Source organism: Pseudomonas sp. D2002, assembly GCF_013385735.1.
Classification (GTDB): domain Bacteria; phylum Pseudomonadota; class Gammaproteobacteria; order Pseudomonadales; family Pseudomonadaceae; genus Aquipseudomonas.
In genome coordinates this window covers 1-16,395 of record NZ_JACAPL010000031.1, presented here as the reverse complement: position 1 = coordinate 16,395, position 16,395 = coordinate 1, and the positions used below count along the sequence as shown (strand labels likewise).

The following is a 16,395-nucleotide window of genomic DNA, read 5'->3' as shown; positions in this document are numbered from 1 at the left end:
GGACTTTTTGGTTACTTTTTGCTGGGCCGGCATTCCGGTCCCTCAAAAAGTGACCCGCTGTAAGAGCGGAACCCTATTCAGCCGTTACCGCAGCAATGGATATGTACTCAGACCCAAGACCTCCGGCGACTGACACAGAGCTTTCGCGAGCAAGCCAGCTCCCACATTTAAGCCGATTTACACCCACCCCCAAGCGCACGCAAAAGAGGCGCACGTTGGGAGACGGTCTGCGTGACGCCCTGGCCCCCAAAAATTGACGACTGCCGAAAGAGAGCCACTCATGTTTGAAGATCTGGATTACAGCCAACCCTATCCGTCCGCGCGCTCGCCCGTCATGGGCAGCAACATGGTCGCCTGCTCCCAGCCCCTGGCCGCTCAGGCTGGCCTGGAAATACTGCGCAAAGGCGGCAACGCGGTCGACGCCGCCATCGCCGCGGCCATGGTGCTGACCGTGGTCGAACCCACGGGCTGCGGCATTGGCAGTGACGCGTTTGCCATCGTCTGGGACGGAAAAAAACTGCAAGGCCTGAACGCCTCCGGCCACTCGCCTGAAGGCTGGACGCCCGAGCATTTCGCCGGGCAAGCCGAAATGCCGCAGCGCGGCTGGGGCTCAGTGACCGTGCCGGGAGCGGTGTCGGCCTGGGTGGCGCTGTCCGAACGCTACGGTAAATTGCCCTTTGCCACACTGGCAGAACCGGCGATTGCCTATGCGCAAGACGGTTATCAGGTCACGCCTATCATCAGTGAATTGTGGCGCCTGGGCGCCGACAAACTGAAGGACCAACCGGGCTTTGCGGAGTGTTTTTTACCCGGTGGCAAAGCCCCTGTGGCGGGTGAGAAAGTGTGGCTCAAAGACCACGCAAAAACCCTGAAGAGCATCGCCGACACCCAGGGCGAAGCCTTCTACCGTGGCGAGCTGGCGCAGGCCATCATTGCCCATGCGCAGGCCAACGGCAGTGTCATGACCCTCGATGACCTGGCCCATCACAGCGTCGAGTGGACGCAGACGATGTCGGTGCCCTACGCCGGCGCGGTGGTTCACGAGTTGCCGCCCAACGGCCAAGGCATCGCCACACTGGCGGGGCTGAGCATGCTGGAAGCGCTCGGCGTTGGCGAACATCCGGTCGACAGCGTCGAAACCCTGCACCCGGTGCTGGAGGCGATGAAACTGGCGCTGGCCGATCTGCAGCATCACGTCACCGACAGCAACCATATGCGCCTCGACCCCGAGCGTTTACTCGACCCGGCCTATTTGCGCGAACGTGCCGCGCGGGTCAATGAGCAGGCGGCCAACCCCGGCCACGGTTCACCCAAGGCAGGCGGTACGGTGTGCCTGTCGACGGCGGACGAAAGCGGCATGATGGTGTCGTTCATCCAGTCCAACTACATGGGGTTCGGCTCAGGCGTGGTGGTGCCGGGCACCGGTATCAGCCTGCAAAACCGTGGGGCGGCGTTCACGCTTGACCCTGACCATGTGAATACCGTCGCGCCGCGCAAGCGGCCGTTTCATACCATCATCCCAGGCTTCGTCATGAATGCCGACGGTACGCCATTGATGGCATTCGGCTTAATGGGCGGGCCGATGCAGGCACAAGGGCACCTGCAGATGATGATGCGCATCCTGCGTTACAAACAGAACCCGCAAGCCGCCGCCAATGCGCCCCGCTGGCGGGTCGAGGCGGGCCTTGAGGTGTGCGTGGAGCGCGCATTCGATCAACAGGTGGCGCAGGCACTGCGCGACAAAGGCCACACCATCAAGGTTGAAGACCAAAGCGGCGTGTTTGCGTTTGGTGGCGCGCAGATCATCCAGCGCACCCAGCATGGCTATGTGGGCGGAACTGACCCGCGCAAAGACGGTTTGATAGCCGCCTACTAGAGCCCTTCGCCCTTCCCCCCGCCTGAGCCCTGTCGACCGACAGGGCTCAGCGCGCTTGCAGTGCTTTTATCCTCTTTCAATCACGGAAAATTCCTCTTCCCTCTGTCGCCGCGTCCGGCATCTACCCGCTGAGGGCCGCCGTATGGTGTCTGCGTTTTAGGAAAGTTCCCACAGCCAGGTCACTTGACCCAGTGCGCGTGGGCCAGCAAACTATACGCAAGCTACGTACAGAACATGGATGCTCTATTTATCGAACTGCCGGCCTTCGAACGGCATCGCAAGGATTATCTGAGTGACGCTCTTTTCCAAGGTTTTCAGCAGGAGCTGATGAGAAACCCGGAAGCGGGCGATGTCATCGAAGGGACCGGTGGGCTACGCAAGGTTCGCTTCGTTGATGAGCGACGCAACAAAGGCAAACGCGGTGGCCTGCGGGTCATTTATTACTGGTGGTCGGGCGGTACGCAATTCTGGCTGTTCACCCTGTACGGCAAACACGAACAGGACGACCTGGCCCCCCATCACAAAAAAGCCCTGAAACACCTGCTGGACAGGGAAATCAAAGCGAGAACACAACATGAAACGTGAAATCTTTTCCGAACTGGTCGAAGGCTTCGACGCCCTGGCCGACGAGCGCCAAGGCAAAGTCACCCTGCGCACCCACAAGGTCCAGCTCAACAACCTGGCCCCGCTGACCGCCGAAGAGGTGGTGGCCGTGCGCCAACAGCTCAACCTGTCCCGATCGGTGTTCGCCATGTACCTGCGCACCAACCTGCGCACCCTGGAAAATTGGGAGCAAGGTCGCGCCAAGCCGAACGCCCAGGCCACCACCTTGATTCGCCTGGTGGCGCGGTTTCCGGAAACCGTGGCGCAACTCGCTGCATTAGGTTGATGGACCCAACTGTGGCGAGCCCGCTCGCCATGCGGGCTTGTTGTGGCGAGCGGGCTTGCCCCGCGTTGGGGCGCGCAGCGGCCCTAAAACCACACGCCGCGTTCTTTCTGAAAGAATGCGGCGTTTTTATTGGGGCTGCTGCGCAGCCCAACGCGGGGCAAGCCCGCTCGCCACAACAAGACGCTCGCCACAGAATTACGGCACGTCAGGTCCGCCAAGCATATCGGCAAAGGTCTCACTGTCGGGTAACCCCTCGCCCACCCAGACTGACGGTGCTACACGCGGCGAGCCTTCGGTCCAAAACAATGAATGCCGTGACGGTGGCTCAATCTGAGCACCCAGTTGCGGCATGCCCTCGCCGATTCGCTCCGCGTCTGGCAAATCAAACCAGCGTGGCGGCGTAACCGCCACGTTTGAATAGCTTGCCAGTGCCCAACAACCCGGTCGCGGCATCGCCAACACGCCGTCATCAAACGCTTCCAGCGAAACCCCCTCGCTCGCTGACGCAGCCCGAATACGGGGTGAAGCCCACGCTTCATCCAGGCCTTGGGTGCCAGGCGCGCCAGCGGCAAACACGTCTGCGCCCCCGACCAGTTGCGCCACGGAATCAGGCGTGGCGCGCGGGCCAGCTGGGCCAGTGCCGGGTCAGCGGGCATGGCGGTGATCGCAGCAGCGCGTTCGGAGGGAGGTTTTGGTGGGTTGTCACAGGCCGTCAGCAGGCCCAGCACAGCCAACAATAATGCGATGCGGCGCATGGCCACCCTCTTTTCTTATGATGTGGAAGCGGTTTCCACACTAAGGCAGCGATGGCGCGGCGTTGAGGGTTTTGGGGGACACAAAGGGGGCTTGATCGGACAGTCGAATGCGGGGCGTTGGCCACCCCGCATCCCGGGTTGCGCTTAGAACGCGATACCGACCTTGAAGCCGTACTCGTCACGCTTGAGCTTGGTGTTGTCGGCCACTTCAGAGTCTTCGTCGAGCTTGTATTCGGTACGGGTGTAGTACAGGCCCGCCATCACTGGCAGGTCGCCTTTCTGGTTCATCAGCAGGCTGACTTCCGCGTACGGGTTGGTGCGGTCCTTGAGGTCCACGGTGTCGCTGCCAACGTCGTCCACCTTGAGCTTGGCGCGGCCGTCGATGGTGCGACGGGCACCGGCTTCGACGCGCAGGGTCATGTCATCGAACTGGTGGTTGTAACCCAGGGCAGCCTTGGCGAACGGCGACTTGTTGGTGAGCTTGACGTCGTAGTCGTTGGTGTCCGGCTCGTAGCGGGTCCAGCTGTAGCCGCCGCCCACAATCACGTCGACAAAGTTGCGCGCGTCCAGCGCGGCGCGCCAGCCGAGGTCCAGATCAGCCTGGCCTTCCTTGAGTTTGTTACTGCTCTTTTCGCCGTACTTGGCTTCGATACCGGCCTGGTAGATAAAGCCGGATTCAGCCGTGAGCTTGTTGCCGAAGTTATAGAACAGGCCCGCTTCGGGCATGTGGTCCTTGTCGCTTTCGCTACCGCCTTCAAGTTTGAAGTCGTTGTAGCTGCCCTGCAGGCCGAGTACGGAAATCGGCCCGGTGGACGGTGCGGCGAACACCACGGCAGGCGCAGCGACCAGCGCCAGCAGCGAGGAACCTTTGAGGAATTTTCCGAATAGCTTGGACATCGTTTTACATCTCCTTGTCTGGTGAGCAAATTATTCAGGAACCGCTTCGAACCTCTGCTTTTGCGGAAAGTTCGAATTAATTTGCGTCGATTTGGAGGAAAAACGGTTCAGCGCAGGCTCTATCTCAACCTTCTCTGGAATTCGCCATTATTAAGCCATCAACTATCTCGCGTAATTGCGGATGTGCCGGCAAGCGAATGCCGAAGGTCCCCTGCAATAACGTCAGTAGCTCATCGGCACTCTCGATGGCGCGCTTTTCACTGGGCCGGTCCAGGTAATGGACGGCGTAGTTGGCGTTATTCAACGTATGGCGTTTACCCACGGCCAACAGCGCCACCTTCAACTGACCGACAAACACCGAAGCCGGGTGCGTCGACACGTACCAGTTGCCGATTTCATAGTCGATATCCGCCTGTGTCTGCAGGTCGAACACATACAAGCCCCGCCATTCCTCACCGACTTGTGCCCACAGCGTGTAGGCGCCGTCATTGAACGTCAGCCGATAGGGCTCATGGGCGGTGGCCTGGGTCGGATCGGTGTCCAGCTGCAACGGGCTGCTCGGCACCATGCCGCCAAAGCCGACGTCGGTGACGTAGCGCACGCCCTCCAGCGTAACCAGGCTCAGGCGATGGGTACGCCCGGTGCGCGCGTCCGGCGGTCCGCCCATCACCACCCAGCCGGTAAGGCCACGCGCGTCGAAACCCAAATCCTGCAGCAAGGCCAGAAACAGGTGGTTCAGTTCGAAGCAATACCCGCCACGCCCATCGAGCAGCACCTTTTGCTCGATGCTGGGCAGGTCGATCGGCACCGGTGTGCGCAGCAACGTCGACAGGCTCTCAAAGGCAAACGTGCACACATGGCGCAGTTGCAGTTCCTGCAAGGTTTGCAAGGTGGGCGGTGGCGGCGAGTCGTAGCCCAGGCGTTGCAAGTAGAGCTGGCGATGAGTCAAACGGGGCATGGCGCGATCCTTGGGCGCGTGACGAAGGCCTCACTATGCAGCGCAAGCAGGCGACTTGTCATTTTGACTGAACCTTTTTCAACGCTCGCCTATCCATCTATAACAAGACAGGGAGGCAACATGAGTACCGCAAAAATCTACACCATCAACTATCAGCTGCACGGTCAACCGAAGTCCTTTGTGGTGCGCGCCGAAGTGATGAACAACGCCGAAGCCTGGCATTGGGCGGCGGTCGATGCCGACATCGCTCACGTCAGCCGCATTGGGCGTGTGGGTCACGAACAGGTGAAGAAAACCACCCGGCCTTGGGCGGAGAAGTTCGGCATTACCGACGTCACCTGGATCGCGCCCAAATAAGCAGCCCCTAACTAAGCACAAACCCCGCACAGTGGCGGGGTTTGCGTTACTTCTTCAAGTCGCCCAACGGATCGTAGGGCGGCTTTTTTTTGGCTTCATCTTTATCTTTCTGATCCAGCGGCGCGATAGCCGGGCCGATGGGGTCGACTTGCGGGTCGGCTACATCGGGGGAATCCGGGTCGAAGCCCAGTTCATCCTTGCCGCTGGCATGTTCGCCTGAACGCGGGCCTTTCGGTGGATTACTCACAGTGCTCTCCTCAGTTACAGCGGGCGGGCTTTGTCGTGCAGGGTTTCCAGGTCTTCCTCAACCTGCTCCACCTCATCATCCTGACGCTCCGCCGGGTCGTTGGGGCGTAACGCATCGTTGTCGCGCTCCTCTTCTCCGGGTGTGCGGTCAGGGTCGGGCGTACCCGGCGGCGGTTGCTTGTATTCGGGCATGATGGTTCACCTCACGGGGGATTGGCTGGCCTACACAGGTTTAGAGAAAGCGCCGCAAGCCATCGTTCAACTTGATTGCGCAAAGCATGCGAAGATGCCACCCCGCCCTTCTTGAGACCTGACCCGGATGTTCGAGCTCAAACCCTGCGACCCCGTGACCTTCCGCCAACAGACGCGCCGCAGCACCCTGATTATCGCCGTGCTGTTCGTGGCCCTGGCAATGCTGCTGTCGAGCCTGGCAGTGATGCTGTTCGGCGAACCCGGCGGGGACAACTTTCGCTTCAATGTCGGCGGCGTGTTTGCCGGTGTCTTGATTACCGTCGCCCTGGTGCGCGGGCCCTTTTGGACCCAGCCGTGGTTCGCGCCGGCGGTGTATGGCTGGCAGCTCAAGCGCAGCCTGATGAGCGTGACCAACGTGATGCACACCGTCACCGAACGCGTGCAGGCCAACGACCCGACGGCGATCAAGCTGCTGCGCTTCTACCATTTGGGCCTTACGCAGATGCATGAGCTGGACGCCAATTCCAGCGCCCAGGCGCAATTGGTCGGCGAGATCGAGGCGCATAAAGAGAAGATGCAGGCGCTGGGGATCGACACCGAGCAAACCCGCCTCGACCCCGCCTGGCTTGAACATGTAAAAAAAGCCTGACCTCGTCAGCGGGCAACCTTGGCTCGCCAGCAGAACACCGCGCTCACCGCAATGGCCGCGCCCGCCACGCCAAACACCCACGGCGCCGAGGCCACCGGCAGCAACAAGCCCGCCAGCAACGGCCCGAGGCCAGCGCCGACGTCACGCCACACCGCGTTGGAGGCCAGCGCGGAAACGCGCATCGCGCCGGGGTTGCGCTCGGCCACCAAGGTGGTCACCAGCGGCAGTTGCAGCGCGCGCAGCACCAGCACCGCGGCTGCGCCGACGATCACCCAGTAGCTGCCGAACGCGCTCAAGGCCAGGGCACTCAAGAACGAAAACAGCAATAGCATCGAGGTGGCGCCAAAGCGTTGTGCCGCGCGGCCACCCAATGGGCTCAGGAGCATTTCCGAGGCGTATCGCAGGGCCATCAGGCCACCGGCGATCAGTACCGCATCGCCGCCGAGAATCTTCTGTGCCTGGATCGACAGGCCAAAAATAAACAGCCCGTCCAGCGCCACGCCTTCGATAAACGACCAGGTCGCTACGCTGTCGGGCCACTTGAAACGTCGCCCGGTGCTGTGCAGGTCATGCCCGGCGGTGGGCAAACCGCGCGCCGCCCACACGCCCGCCAGGCAGCAGCCGGCGAGGATCATAAAGATCGGGCGCGGCCCGGCCCATAAGGTCAACCAGCCACCCAGTGGCAACGCCAGCATTGGCCCGAGGGCGATCATCGCCCTTGAGCGCCCTGCCCTGCGCGCGGCGCCAGCGGGTTCGGAGGTCGCCAACACTTGGGTCGACAGGTTCAGCGCGGCAAAGCACAAGCCCCAGATCAACCGCAGCCCGAGCAATGCGGCGAAACCCGAGAGCATCGAGTTGCCCAGGGCGCACACCGTGGCGGCCCCGGCGGCGATCATGCAGGTCAGCCGATCACCGTTGCGTGCGTAGAAATTCAGCACATGCCGGTAGCCAAAAATCCGCACCAGCCGGTTAGCCGCCAGCAGCACCCCGGCCTGGGCCAGCGTGATGCCAAACGCCTGGGATTCCATCGGCAGCAGCAGGTAGAGCAGCACGTCACTGGGCAGGCATAACGCGAGGGTCAGCGCGGCGCGTCGGGAAGTTGTATCAGCAGTACGTTGGGCCAGGCTGGACATAAATCTGAAACATCCCGAAATACTCAGGCCGCCACGTTAGCCTTCTCATGCCGGGTTTTACAACGCCCGATCAGGCTTTTTTCTCATAGGGCAACAAGCGCAAGCCGCTGGCCACACTGCCCACTAACGCGAACACGCAACCCAACCACAGCGCGTATTGCGGGCCACTGCCCAGCGACAGATGGAAACAGAACGCCACCAATGACGCCCCCAGTGTTTGCCCCAGCAACCGCGAAATCGCGACGATGCCACTCGCCCCGCCGCTGCGGGCCAACGGCGCGCTGGTCATGATTGCCTTGAGGTTGGGCGATTGGAAAAAGCCAAAGCCGGCGCCGCACAAGGCCATGCGCCAGCCGATATCAAAGGCCGACGCGCCGCTGCCCAAGGTCGCCAGCACGGCCATGCCGGCGCTGAGCATCAACAGGCCGATACCGCACAGCACGCCCAGCGACACGCGATCCGCCAGACGCCCCGCCACCAAAGCCATCACAGCGACTACGGCCGGCCACGGCGTCATCAGAAAACCGGTTTCCACCTGGCTATGCCCGAGCGCCGACTGCAACAGAAACGGCAACGACACAAACGCCAGGCCCTGAGCACTGAACGCGCAGATCGCGGTGAGGGAAGACAGCGCAAACACCGGCCGCTTGAACAAGTCCAGGGCCAGCATCGGCGCCGGGTGACCGGCCTGGCGGCGCAGCAGCAACGCGCCGCACACCAACGCCACGGCGATCAGGCCCAGTGTCAGTGCGCCCTGGGCACCGTGCACCGCCGTGCCCAGGCCGAGCACCAGCAAGGCGAACAAGCCGGCACACAGTGCAGCGGCGAGACGGTCGAAAGCGTGGCCGGTCATGGGCAGCGTCGGCAATGAACGCACGCCCAACCCCAGGGCCAGCAACCCCAGCGGCACGTTGATCAGGTAAAGCCAATGCCAGGTGGCTACCGACAAAATCGCCGACGCCGCAGTCGGCCCCAGCGTGAAGGCCAGCCCCACCACCAGTGAGTTATAGCCCAGCCCACGCCCCAACATTTTTGACGGGTAGATATGTCGCAGCAGCGCCGTGTTAACACTCATCACCGCCGCCGCACCCAGCCCTTGCGCCACCCGCGCGGCGGTCAACGTCAGCAACGACCCGGCCAACCCGCAAAACAGCGACGAGAGAATAAACAGCAGCAAGCCACCGAGGTACACCCGGCGATGCCCCCACACATCACTCAACGAAGCAAATGGCAGCACCGTGGCGATAATCGCCAGCTGGTAGGCGTTGACCACCCAGATTACCGAGGCGGAGTCAGTGCCGATGCCTTCAGCCAGGGTCGGCAGCGCCGTGTTGACGATGGCCGTGTCCAGGGTTGCCATGCCGATCCCTAAAGAAAGGGCGATCACCGCCGGCAGGCGTTTATTGGAGGGCAACCCATCGGCAACAGAAGACATGGACAATCCAGCGCTGGTAGCAAAGGCTTCTAGAGTAAGGGCAGATGCGGATTTTTTCAGTGGCCAATTGCCTGGCTGTCAGAATTTTCATTTAAACCGTCGATTTGTTGTGGCGAGCGGGCTTGCCACAAAGGGACCCGTTACTCACTCGCCCCAACACCCACAATCAACTCACTGCCCAACCACCCCGCCAGGTATTCACCGGCCTGGGCCACACCCGCGTCTTCCCCCAATCGCGCCACCAGAAACTCACACAGCCCGGCGAAACTGCCGTCGACCTGCAAGTGCTGCAAGGCGTGCAACTCCAGCGCCTGCACCTGACGCAAACGCGAGGTGAATTGGCGTCGCCATACCAGCAGGCCGCCCGCCTCTTCGAGCATCGTCGCCTCGGGCGCGGGCGTCTCCTGCCACAGCGCCGACCAGATGCTCTCGGCATTGGTAGTCAGGGCATGGCAGCGCAGCGACGGCGTCAGCCGCAAAATGGCGGTATCCCAGTCCAACTCAGCCAAAGAGAGCAGCGGCACAGGCGACGCATCGGCGGCGACAAAGGCTTCATTCAAGGCCGACTCGATCCAGGCCAACTCATGCACGTCGGGGTTATGTGGGAATAGCGTCTTCAACGTCGCGTAGAAACCTTCAGGATAAGCATCCAGCGTCCAGGCATGCGGCGGATGCTGGTCGATATGGCTAATGCTGGCCGCCAGAAACACCTCGTCGCCGAGCCAACGACGCAGGTTCGGAAACGCTTGCTCAAGGCACCCGACCAACTGCGCGCGGTAGTTATTCTGGTACACCGCCAGGCCCGCGCGGTGATTGCCCAGCACCTGCGCGGCGTCGTCCGACGCACTCACCAGCCAGGTGCGAAAGGCCTGCTGCCACTCACTCAGGTTCATCGCTGCGCCCCCAATTCGCGGGCCATCGACAGCTCCTGAAGCAACTCGGCCAGCGGCGGAATCTCATCGTCGCGTTCAATCATCACCGCCACTGGCCCGAGAACCGTAATGGCCTTGGCATACAGTTCCCACACCCCGGCACACACCGGACTGTCATGGCTGTCGATGAGCAAATCACGGCCCTGGCTATGGCCGGCCAAGTGCACCTGACGCACACGCTCGGCGGGAATGCCATCAAGAAGCGCCAGCGCATCGAAGCCATGATTGCGGGCACTGACAAACACATTATTGACGTCCAGCAACAGCTCGCAGCCGGTGCGCCGGGCCATGGCGGCGATAAATTCCCACTCGCGCATGGATGCACCGTCGAAGGCCACATAGCTGGAAGGGTTCTCAACCAACAGCGTGCGACCCAGCACTTCCTGGGCCTGGTGAATATTGGCGCACACCCGGTCCAGCGCCTCCTCGGTATAGGGCACGGGCAATAAATCATGGGAATTGAAGCCGCCACTGCGCGACCAGCTCAAGTGGTCGGACACAAACAGCGGCTCGATCTCATCCACCAGCGACTTGAGCCGGCGCAGATAGTGCGGGTCCAGCCCTTCAGCGCTGCCGATCGACATCGACACGCCATGCAGCGCCACCGGGTGGCGCTGGCGAATCTGGCGCAGGATGTGCCGAGGCTGGCCGCCTTCGACCATAAAATTCTCGGAGATCACTTCGACAAAATCCACCGGCACCGAGGTCTCCAGGAAGTCGCAGTAGTGTTCCTTGCGCAGGCCCAGGCCGTAGCCGGAAAAATGTGGGTTGGGTGTTGGCATAGCCTGTCTCCATCAACTGCAGGAGCGAGCTTGTTGTGGCGAGCAAGCTCCCTCGCCACAACAAACCCGCACCTCACAAGGGTGGGTGAGTTACTTCGGCTCAGTCAGCGTGCCGCCAGCCTTGAGGCATTCGGACGGCGTCTTGACGATCACGCCTTCGCCCTTGCAACTGTTGAGGCCCTTGCAGTCATGCTTGGCGGTGGCGCACAGGCTTTCGCCCTTGCAGCTGTTGACGCCGTAGCAACGGCCGGGTTTTTCCTGCTGGTCGGCGGCGCTGGCGGCACTGGCGAATGAAGCCGAGGCCATGGCGATCAGGGCAGCAGCAGCGGCGAGGCTCAGGCGGGATTTGAGTGCAGTGTTCATGGTGTTTTCCTTTTTTCGGGGGGAGTTATTTGATGACGGAAGCAGCGTCTTCGATGACCTTCGCCACAGCCTCAGGCTGTGAGATGTACACCGAGTGGCTGCCCTTGATTTCAGTGACCTTGGAACCGGCACGCTGGTACATCCAGCGTTGCAGCGCGGGGCTCAGTGCACGGTCTTCGGTGGAGACCACCGCGTAGGTCGGCTTCTTGTGCCAGGCCGCAGCCCACACGGTGCCGCCGAACAGCGCGGTGGTGGCAGGCACCTGGGAGGCGGCCATGAAATCGGTGCGGTTGGTGGTCAGGTCGGCGGCAAAATCTGCGTTGTACTTGCTGCGATCAAAGAACAGGTGGCCGTCGCGGCTCTGTTTGATGTCATCGCTGGGCGCCGGCATCGAGCCGATCAGTTGGGCCATGTTCTCGCCCACTTCCGGCTGCAGCGCCGAGACGTAGACCATCGACTTGACCTTGTCGCGGTCGCCGGCAATCGAGATCACCGCGCCACCGGAACTGTGGCCCACCAGCACCACCGGGCCGACTTGTTGCTCCAGCACTTCGCGCGCCTCGGCCACGTCGGCGGCCAGGTTTTCGTGGCCCTGGTGCACCACGGTGACCTTGTAGCCCTTGTGAATCAGGATGTCGTGCACCACACGCCAGCCTGAACCGTCGACAAACGAACCGGGCACGATCACCACGCTTTTACCGGTGCCGGGCTGCGCGGTGTCGGCCGCCTGGGCCAACAGTGGAACAGTCATGGCCATCGCAACGGCCAGGGAAGAAAGCATGCGCATCGGGAATCTCCATCAGGGTTGTAAAGGTTTACCGAACAGCAGGCGGTCCAACGACCAGGCCCCACCGCCAGCGGCCAGCAGCGGCAGCAACAGCCCCGCCCAGGTCAGGTGCACCGGCCAGGCGTCGGGGTACACGAACACCTCGATCACCAGGGTCATGCCCAGCAGCGCGGCGGCGGCCGGGCGGGTCAGCAGGCCCAGCACCAGCAGCAGCGGGAACAGGTGTTCGGCGTAGGTCGCCAGGTGCGCGGCCCAGTCCGGCGGGATCAGCGGCAAGGCGTATTCCGAGCGGAACAGCGCGTAGGTCGACGGTTTAAGCTCAAGAAACCCCGTGACCTTGGTGCGCCCCGACAGGAAGAACACCGCCGCAATCGCGACCCGCGCCACCAGCAACAGCAGGGCCTGGGGCAGCAGGCGCTGGATCACGGTTGTTCCGTCAGGCTGCCGTAGCCTTTGGGGGTTTTGATCTGGGTGCAGGTGCCTTTGTCCACCAGAACCCAGGCATTGCCCTGGTAGTCGGCGGTGGCGGTGCCGGCGCACGAAGTGCCCTTGCCGGCAGCGCAATCATTGGCGCCGGCGAGGGACACGCCGAAGCATTTTTCCTGGGGTTTGGGCTCATCGGCGTGGGCCACCGCCGCGAAGGCGCTGAGGGACAGGGCGAGGGTTGCCGCGAGGGCAGCGTAGGGACGCTTCATCGGTGTATCTCCTGGCTTGACTGAGTGTGGCCAGGGCGCAAGTGGCGGTGAGTGACCGCCTGCGCCGGCTGGTGAACAGAGTTAAAGCCAGGCGTGTATCCGCTCTGTGTCGCAAACACGGCAGAACGTCATGCCGGTGTATCAAGGTGGTGCGGGGATACAGTGCGATACACAGTCAATAAAACGCTGCCAAATTTCCGGCAATTTATTCGGCATCCCGAACGACACAATTAGAAATATTCGCCTTTCCGAACGGCGCCTCTCAGGCGCCGCCAACGACCGCAAAAATCACCATAAATTTCATAAGGTTGTTGTCATCTTTGTTACATGCCAACTGGCATACATTCTGCTTTATCACTATTTCTAGTAATAAAATGTTTCAGCTTTGAGACAGTCTCATCCACTGAAACATGATCCGTGACACGCCAATAAAAACGACAACGCCCCAAAGGAGGGCGACTTTTCCGACTTTTTGATCGACATCAACTTTCCAAGACTGCTGCTGCACATCTGCACCCCAAAAAGGGCGAATGGCCTGATCGCCAATAACAAGCCTGACTATAAAAAGGACGAATTGATGAGCTCGAGCAAGAATCACGCAGTGTCCTGTATGGACGCAGACCACCAAGCCCCGACTACCGGCGATAACGTGTTGGGCTTTGGCCCCTTCCTGTTACTGGCACGCCAGCACGTGTTGCTGCGTAACGGCGAGCCCGTCACCCTGGGGAGCCGCGCCCTGTACCTGTTGATCGCCCTGGCCACCCGCGCCGGCGAATTGCTGGAGAAAGCCGAACTGATCTCCTTCGCCTGGCCCAAGGTGGTCGTGGAGGAATGCAACCTGCGCGCGCAGATCGTCGCCCTGCGCCGCGCCTTGGGCGACGACGGCAACTTCAGTTACATCGTTACCGTACCGGGCCGTGGCTACCGCTTCGTCGCGCCGGTGACCGTGCAGGCGGCCGGCGAAGACAGCTTGCCGGTGCCCGCCCCGCGCAGCCAGGAACCCTGCGCCGCGCCGCCGTCCTTTGAGGTGATCGGCCGCGATGCGGTAATCGAAAGCCTGGCCGAACAAGTGCTGAGCCAACGTTTCTTGACCCTCACCGGCCCCGGCGGCATCGGCAAGACCACGGTGGCCATGGGCGTGGCGCACAAGCTGGCAAACGAACTCCAACTGGACACTTGCTTCGTCGACCTCGCACCCGCCACCAGCGGGCAATGGGTGACCGGCATGCTCGCCAGCGCCCTGGGCATCCAGACCGTCAGCGACGATCCGCTGCACAGCATCGCCGCCACCCTCGCCGAGCGACGCCTGCTGCTGGTGCTGGACAACTGCGAACACGTGTTGCCGGCCACCGCCGACGCCGTCGAAACCCTGCTGCGCAGTGCGCCTCACTGCTACGTACTGACCACCAGCCGTGAACCGCTGCGCGCCGAGGGCGAACGCGTGCACGACCTGGCGCCGCTGCAAGTGCCCGACGATGGGCCGCACCTCAACGCCGCCGAAGCCCTGAACTGGTCCGGCGTACGCCTGTTTGTCGAACGCGTGCGCGCCCTCGACCCCGACTTTGTGTTCAACGACGCCGATGTGGCAGCAGCCTGCGCAATCTGCCGCAAACTCGACAGCAACGCGCTGGCCATCGAAATCGCCGCCGCGCGGGTCCGCACCTTTGGCATCCAGGACCTGGTCGGCCTGCTCGACGGCAGCTTTCGCCTGCAAATGACCGGCCGGCGCACCGCCCTCGCCCGCCACCGCTCGTTGAGCGCGACCCTGGACTGGACCTATTCGATGCTCAGCGGTGACGAACAGGCGATGTTGCGCCAACTGGCGGTATTCACCGGATCGTTCACCCTTGATGCAGTCAAGGCGATGACCACCCGCAGCAGCCTCGACCCACGCAACGCGCTGCCTTTGCTCGAAAGCCTGATGGACAAGTCACTGCTGATCGCCGGTGAGTCGCAGTTGCTCAAGCGCTACCGCCTGCTGGAAACCACCCGCGCCTATGCCCAGGAAAAACTCACTGAGCATGGCGAAACCAACGCCACCGCCCAACGCCATGCCCGTTACGCCCTTGGCGTGTTGCAGGAGGCTGGCGAAAACCTGGATGGCCTGTCGCCGGAAACCTGGATCGCGCTGTACGGGCCCGAAATCAGCACCATTCGCTCGGCCTTGGACTGGGCGTATTCGGCCAACGGCGAGCTGCCTCTGGGCATCGAGCTGACCCTGGGCGGCGTGCCGCTGTGGCTGCGCCTGTCGCTGGTCAGCGAGTGCCGTACCTGGGTCGAAAAAGGCCTGGCCAGCAACGCCATCGCGCCGCTGCCGGTGCGCCAACGCATGCTCCTGCAAACCGCGCTGGCCAGTGTGTTGATGCTCACCTACGGCACCGGCGGACCGATGCGCGAAGCCTGGCGCCAAGTGCGCGAAGACGCCCGCGACCTGGGCGATGCCGAACACAAAATGCGCGCCTTGTGGGGCCTGTGGACGGACCGTTGCGGCTGCAACCAATACACTGAAGCGCTGGAACTGGCCGAGCGTTATATCGCCCTGAACAGCAGCGGCAACCAGCAACTGCTGGGTAAACGCATGCGCGCGGTGGCGCTGTTTCATATGGGCGACCTGGCGGGCGCGCGGCAGAATATCGACGAGGCCCTCGGCGCGCCGTCGGCACCGCGTTCGCACATCATCGACGTGCATTTCGACCAACGCATCGCCGCCCGTTGCCTGAAGGCCAAGGTGTTATTGCTGGAGGGTGATGTCGACGCGGCGCTGCGCTTGATCAGCACCTGCGTCGACGAAGCCATCTCACTCGATCACCCGGCGACGCTCTGGTACACCTTGTGCCTGGGGGCGATTCCTTTGGCGCTGTTGGCCTCTAACTTGCCGAAAATGCGTTATTACCTGGGCCTGCTGCAAGACAGCACCACGCGTCAGGATTTGCATATCTGGCGGCAGTTTCGTCTGTGTTTTGAGAGCATCCTGCTGATTCGCCAGGGTTCGCCGGAAGAAGGCGTGCCGCAGCTTGGTGAGGCCCTGCACCATTTGCAGGGCCAGGGTGACAGCCAGCTCTACAGTTTGTTGCGGTGTGAATATGCTTTGGGTTTGGCGCGCCTGGGTCTGGAGAAACTTGCGCTGGAAGTGTTGGAGGACACGCTGCATTTGGCGATTGGCCGCCATGAGCGTTGGTTTGTGCCGCAGATGTTGCGGATCAAGGCGCAGATGATATTGCGCCAGGGGCATTATGGGTCGGTGGACAAGGCCAAGGTGCTGCTGCGTCAGGCTTGGGTGGATGCGCAATTGGCGGGGGCGCATTTTTGGCGGGCGCAGATTGCGACGGATTTGGCGCGGTTGCAGGAGCCTAAATTGCGGATTGCTTCGTTGCCTCGGTTTCAGCATCGTTGATTGAGTACATATCCGTTATTTGGGTAACGGCGGCTATTGGTTCCGCCCTTACGGC

Annotated in this window: 19 protein-coding genes; 6 read left to right on the top strand and 13 right to left on the bottom strand. The window is 62.1% G+C overall.

What is annotated here, in order from left to right; translation table 11 throughout:
• Positions 1–280 precede the first annotated feature (280 nt).
• The 3 genes from HX783_RS29650 to HX783_RS29640 all read left to right on the top strand — a co-directional run bounded on the left by HX783_RS29650 (position 281) and on the right by HX783_RS29640 (position 2,765).
• A complete protein-coding gene (locus HX783_RS29650) occupies positions 281–1,876 on the top strand; it encodes a gamma-glutamyltransferase family protein (RefSeq protein WP_177019228.1) in 1,596 nt (531 codons plus the stop codon).
• A gap of 234 nt (positions 1,877–2,110) precedes the next feature.
• Positions 2,111–2,461 (top strand): toxin, encoded by a 351-nt coding sequence (locus HX783_RS29645; protein WP_159957548.1) that lies wholly within the window; start codon positions 2,111–2,113, stop codon positions 2,459–2,461.
• Entirely contained in the window at positions 2,451–2,765 is a 315-nt protein-coding gene (locus HX783_RS29640; protein ID WP_177019227.1) for a DNA-binding transcriptional regulator, read from the top strand. The genes HX783_RS29645 and HX783_RS29640 overlap by 11 nt, the downstream gene beginning before the upstream one ends.
• Positions 2,766–3,664: 899 nt before the next feature.
• On the opposite strand, the gene HX783_RS29635 is transcribed toward HX783_RS29640, so the two are convergent.
• Both HX783_RS29635 and HX783_RS29630 read right to left on the bottom strand, forming a co-directional pair.
• Positions 3,665–4,417: an outer membrane beta-barrel protein gene (locus HX783_RS29635; RefSeq protein WP_159957552.1), complete on the bottom strand. Its 753-nt coding sequence runs from the start codon at positions 4,415–4,417 to the stop codon at positions 3,665–3,667.
• A 124-nt stretch (positions 4,418–4,541) separates the two neighbouring features.
• Positions 4,542–5,375 carry an arylamine N-acetyltransferase gene (locus HX783_RS29630; RefSeq protein WP_177019226.1) on the bottom strand — a complete coding sequence of 278 codons (834 nt, stop codon included), beginning with the start codon at positions 5,373–5,375 and terminating at the stop codon, positions 4,542–4,544.
• 120 nt (positions 5,376–5,495) lie between these two features.
• Here HX783_RS29630 and HX783_RS29625 point away from each other — a divergent pair, with 120 nt between their 5' ends.
• The gene (locus tag HX783_RS29625; protein ID WP_159957556.1) at positions 5,496–5,732 is read left to right on the top strand and encodes a DUF6555 family protein; all 237 of its coding nucleotides are present in this window, start codon (positions 5,496–5,498) and stop codon (positions 5,730–5,732) included.
• Between the two features lie 46 nt (positions 5,733–5,778).
• Here HX783_RS29625 and HX783_RS29620 read toward each other — a convergent pair whose 3' ends face one another.
• Positions 5,779–5,979 (bottom strand): DUF6021 family protein, encoded by a 201-nt coding sequence (locus tag HX783_RS29620; protein ID WP_159957558.1) that lies wholly within the window; start codon positions 5,977–5,979, stop codon positions 5,779–5,781.
• Between the two features lie 14 nt (positions 5,980–5,993).
• The gene (locus HX783_RS29615; RefSeq protein ID WP_174245638.1) at positions 5,994–6,170 is read right to left on the bottom strand and encodes a hypothetical protein; all 177 of its coding nucleotides are present in this window, start codon (positions 6,168–6,170) and stop codon (positions 5,994–5,996) included.
• Positions 6,171–6,297: 127 nt separating this feature from the next.
• On the opposite strand from HX783_RS29615, the gene HX783_RS29610 reads away from it, so the two are divergent.
• A complete protein-coding gene (locus HX783_RS29610) occupies positions 6,298–6,819 on the top strand; it encodes a DUF3087 domain-containing protein (protein ID WP_177019225.1) in 522 nt (173 codons plus the stop codon).
• Between the two features lie 5 nt (positions 6,820–6,824).
• On the opposite strand, the gene HX783_RS29605 is transcribed toward HX783_RS29610, so the two are convergent.
• The 9 genes from HX783_RS29605 to HX783_RS29565 all read right to left on the bottom strand — a co-directional run bounded on the left by HX783_RS29605 (position 6,825) and on the right by HX783_RS29565 (position 13,544).
• Complete coding sequence (locus HX783_RS29605) at positions 6,825–7,952, bottom strand: MFS transporter (protein ID WP_177019224.1); 1,128 nt, start codon at positions 7,950–7,952, stop codon at positions 6,825–6,827.
• 70 nt (positions 7,953–8,022) lie between these two features.
• Entirely contained in the window at positions 8,023–9,387 is a 1,365-nt protein-coding gene (locus tag HX783_RS29600; protein ID WP_177019223.1) for an MFS transporter, read from the bottom strand.
• 140 nt (positions 9,388–9,527) lie between these two features.
• On the bottom strand, positions 9,528–10,280 hold the full coding sequence (locus tag HX783_RS29595; protein ID WP_177019222.1) for a DNA-binding domain-containing protein: 753 nt from the start codon (positions 10,278–10,280) through the stop codon (positions 9,528–9,530).
• Complete coding sequence (locus HX783_RS29590) at positions 10,277–11,101, bottom strand: DUF692 domain-containing protein (RefSeq protein WP_177019221.1); 825 nt, start codon at positions 11,099–11,101, stop codon at positions 10,277–10,279. The genes HX783_RS29595 and HX783_RS29590 overlap by 4 nt, the downstream gene beginning before the upstream one ends.
• A 90-nt stretch (positions 11,102–11,191) precedes the next feature.
• A complete protein-coding gene (locus tag HX783_RS29585; protein ID WP_017137586.1) occupies positions 11,192–11,464 on the bottom strand; it encodes a hypothetical protein in 273 nt (90 codons plus the stop codon).
• Positions 11,465–11,489: 25 nt separating this feature from the next.
• Positions 11,490–12,251 (bottom strand): alpha/beta fold hydrolase, encoded by a 762-nt coding sequence (locus tag HX783_RS29580; protein ID WP_177019220.1) that lies wholly within the window; start codon positions 12,249–12,251, stop codon positions 11,490–11,492.
• Positions 12,252–12,263: 12 nt separating this feature from the next.
• The gene (locus tag HX783_RS29575) at positions 12,264–12,677 is read right to left on the bottom strand and encodes a DoxX family protein (RefSeq protein WP_159957574.1); all 414 of its coding nucleotides are present in this window, start codon (positions 12,675–12,677) and stop codon (positions 12,264–12,266) included.
• Positions 12,674–12,946 carry a DUF2282 domain-containing protein gene (locus HX783_RS29570; RefSeq protein WP_106579920.1) on the bottom strand — a complete coding sequence of 91 codons (273 nt, stop codon included), beginning with the start codon at positions 12,944–12,946 and terminating at the stop codon, positions 12,674–12,676. The genes HX783_RS29575 and HX783_RS29570 overlap by 4 nt, the downstream gene beginning before the upstream one ends.
• A 379-nt stretch (positions 12,947–13,325) precedes the next feature.
• The gene (locus HX783_RS29565; protein ID WP_159957578.1) at positions 13,326–13,544 is read right to left on the bottom strand and encodes a hypothetical protein; all 219 of its coding nucleotides are present in this window, start codon (positions 13,542–13,544) and stop codon (positions 13,326–13,328) included.
• A gap of 12 nt (positions 13,545–13,556) precedes the next feature.
• Here HX783_RS29565 and HX783_RS29560 point away from each other — a divergent pair, with 12 nt between their 5' ends.
• Positions 13,557–16,340, top strand: a complete 2,784-nt coding sequence (locus tag HX783_RS29560; protein ID WP_371317722.1) for a winged helix-turn-helix domain-containing protein — start codon at positions 13,557–13,559, stop codon at positions 16,338–16,340.
• The last annotated feature ends 55 nt before the right edge of the window (positions 16,341–16,395 follow it).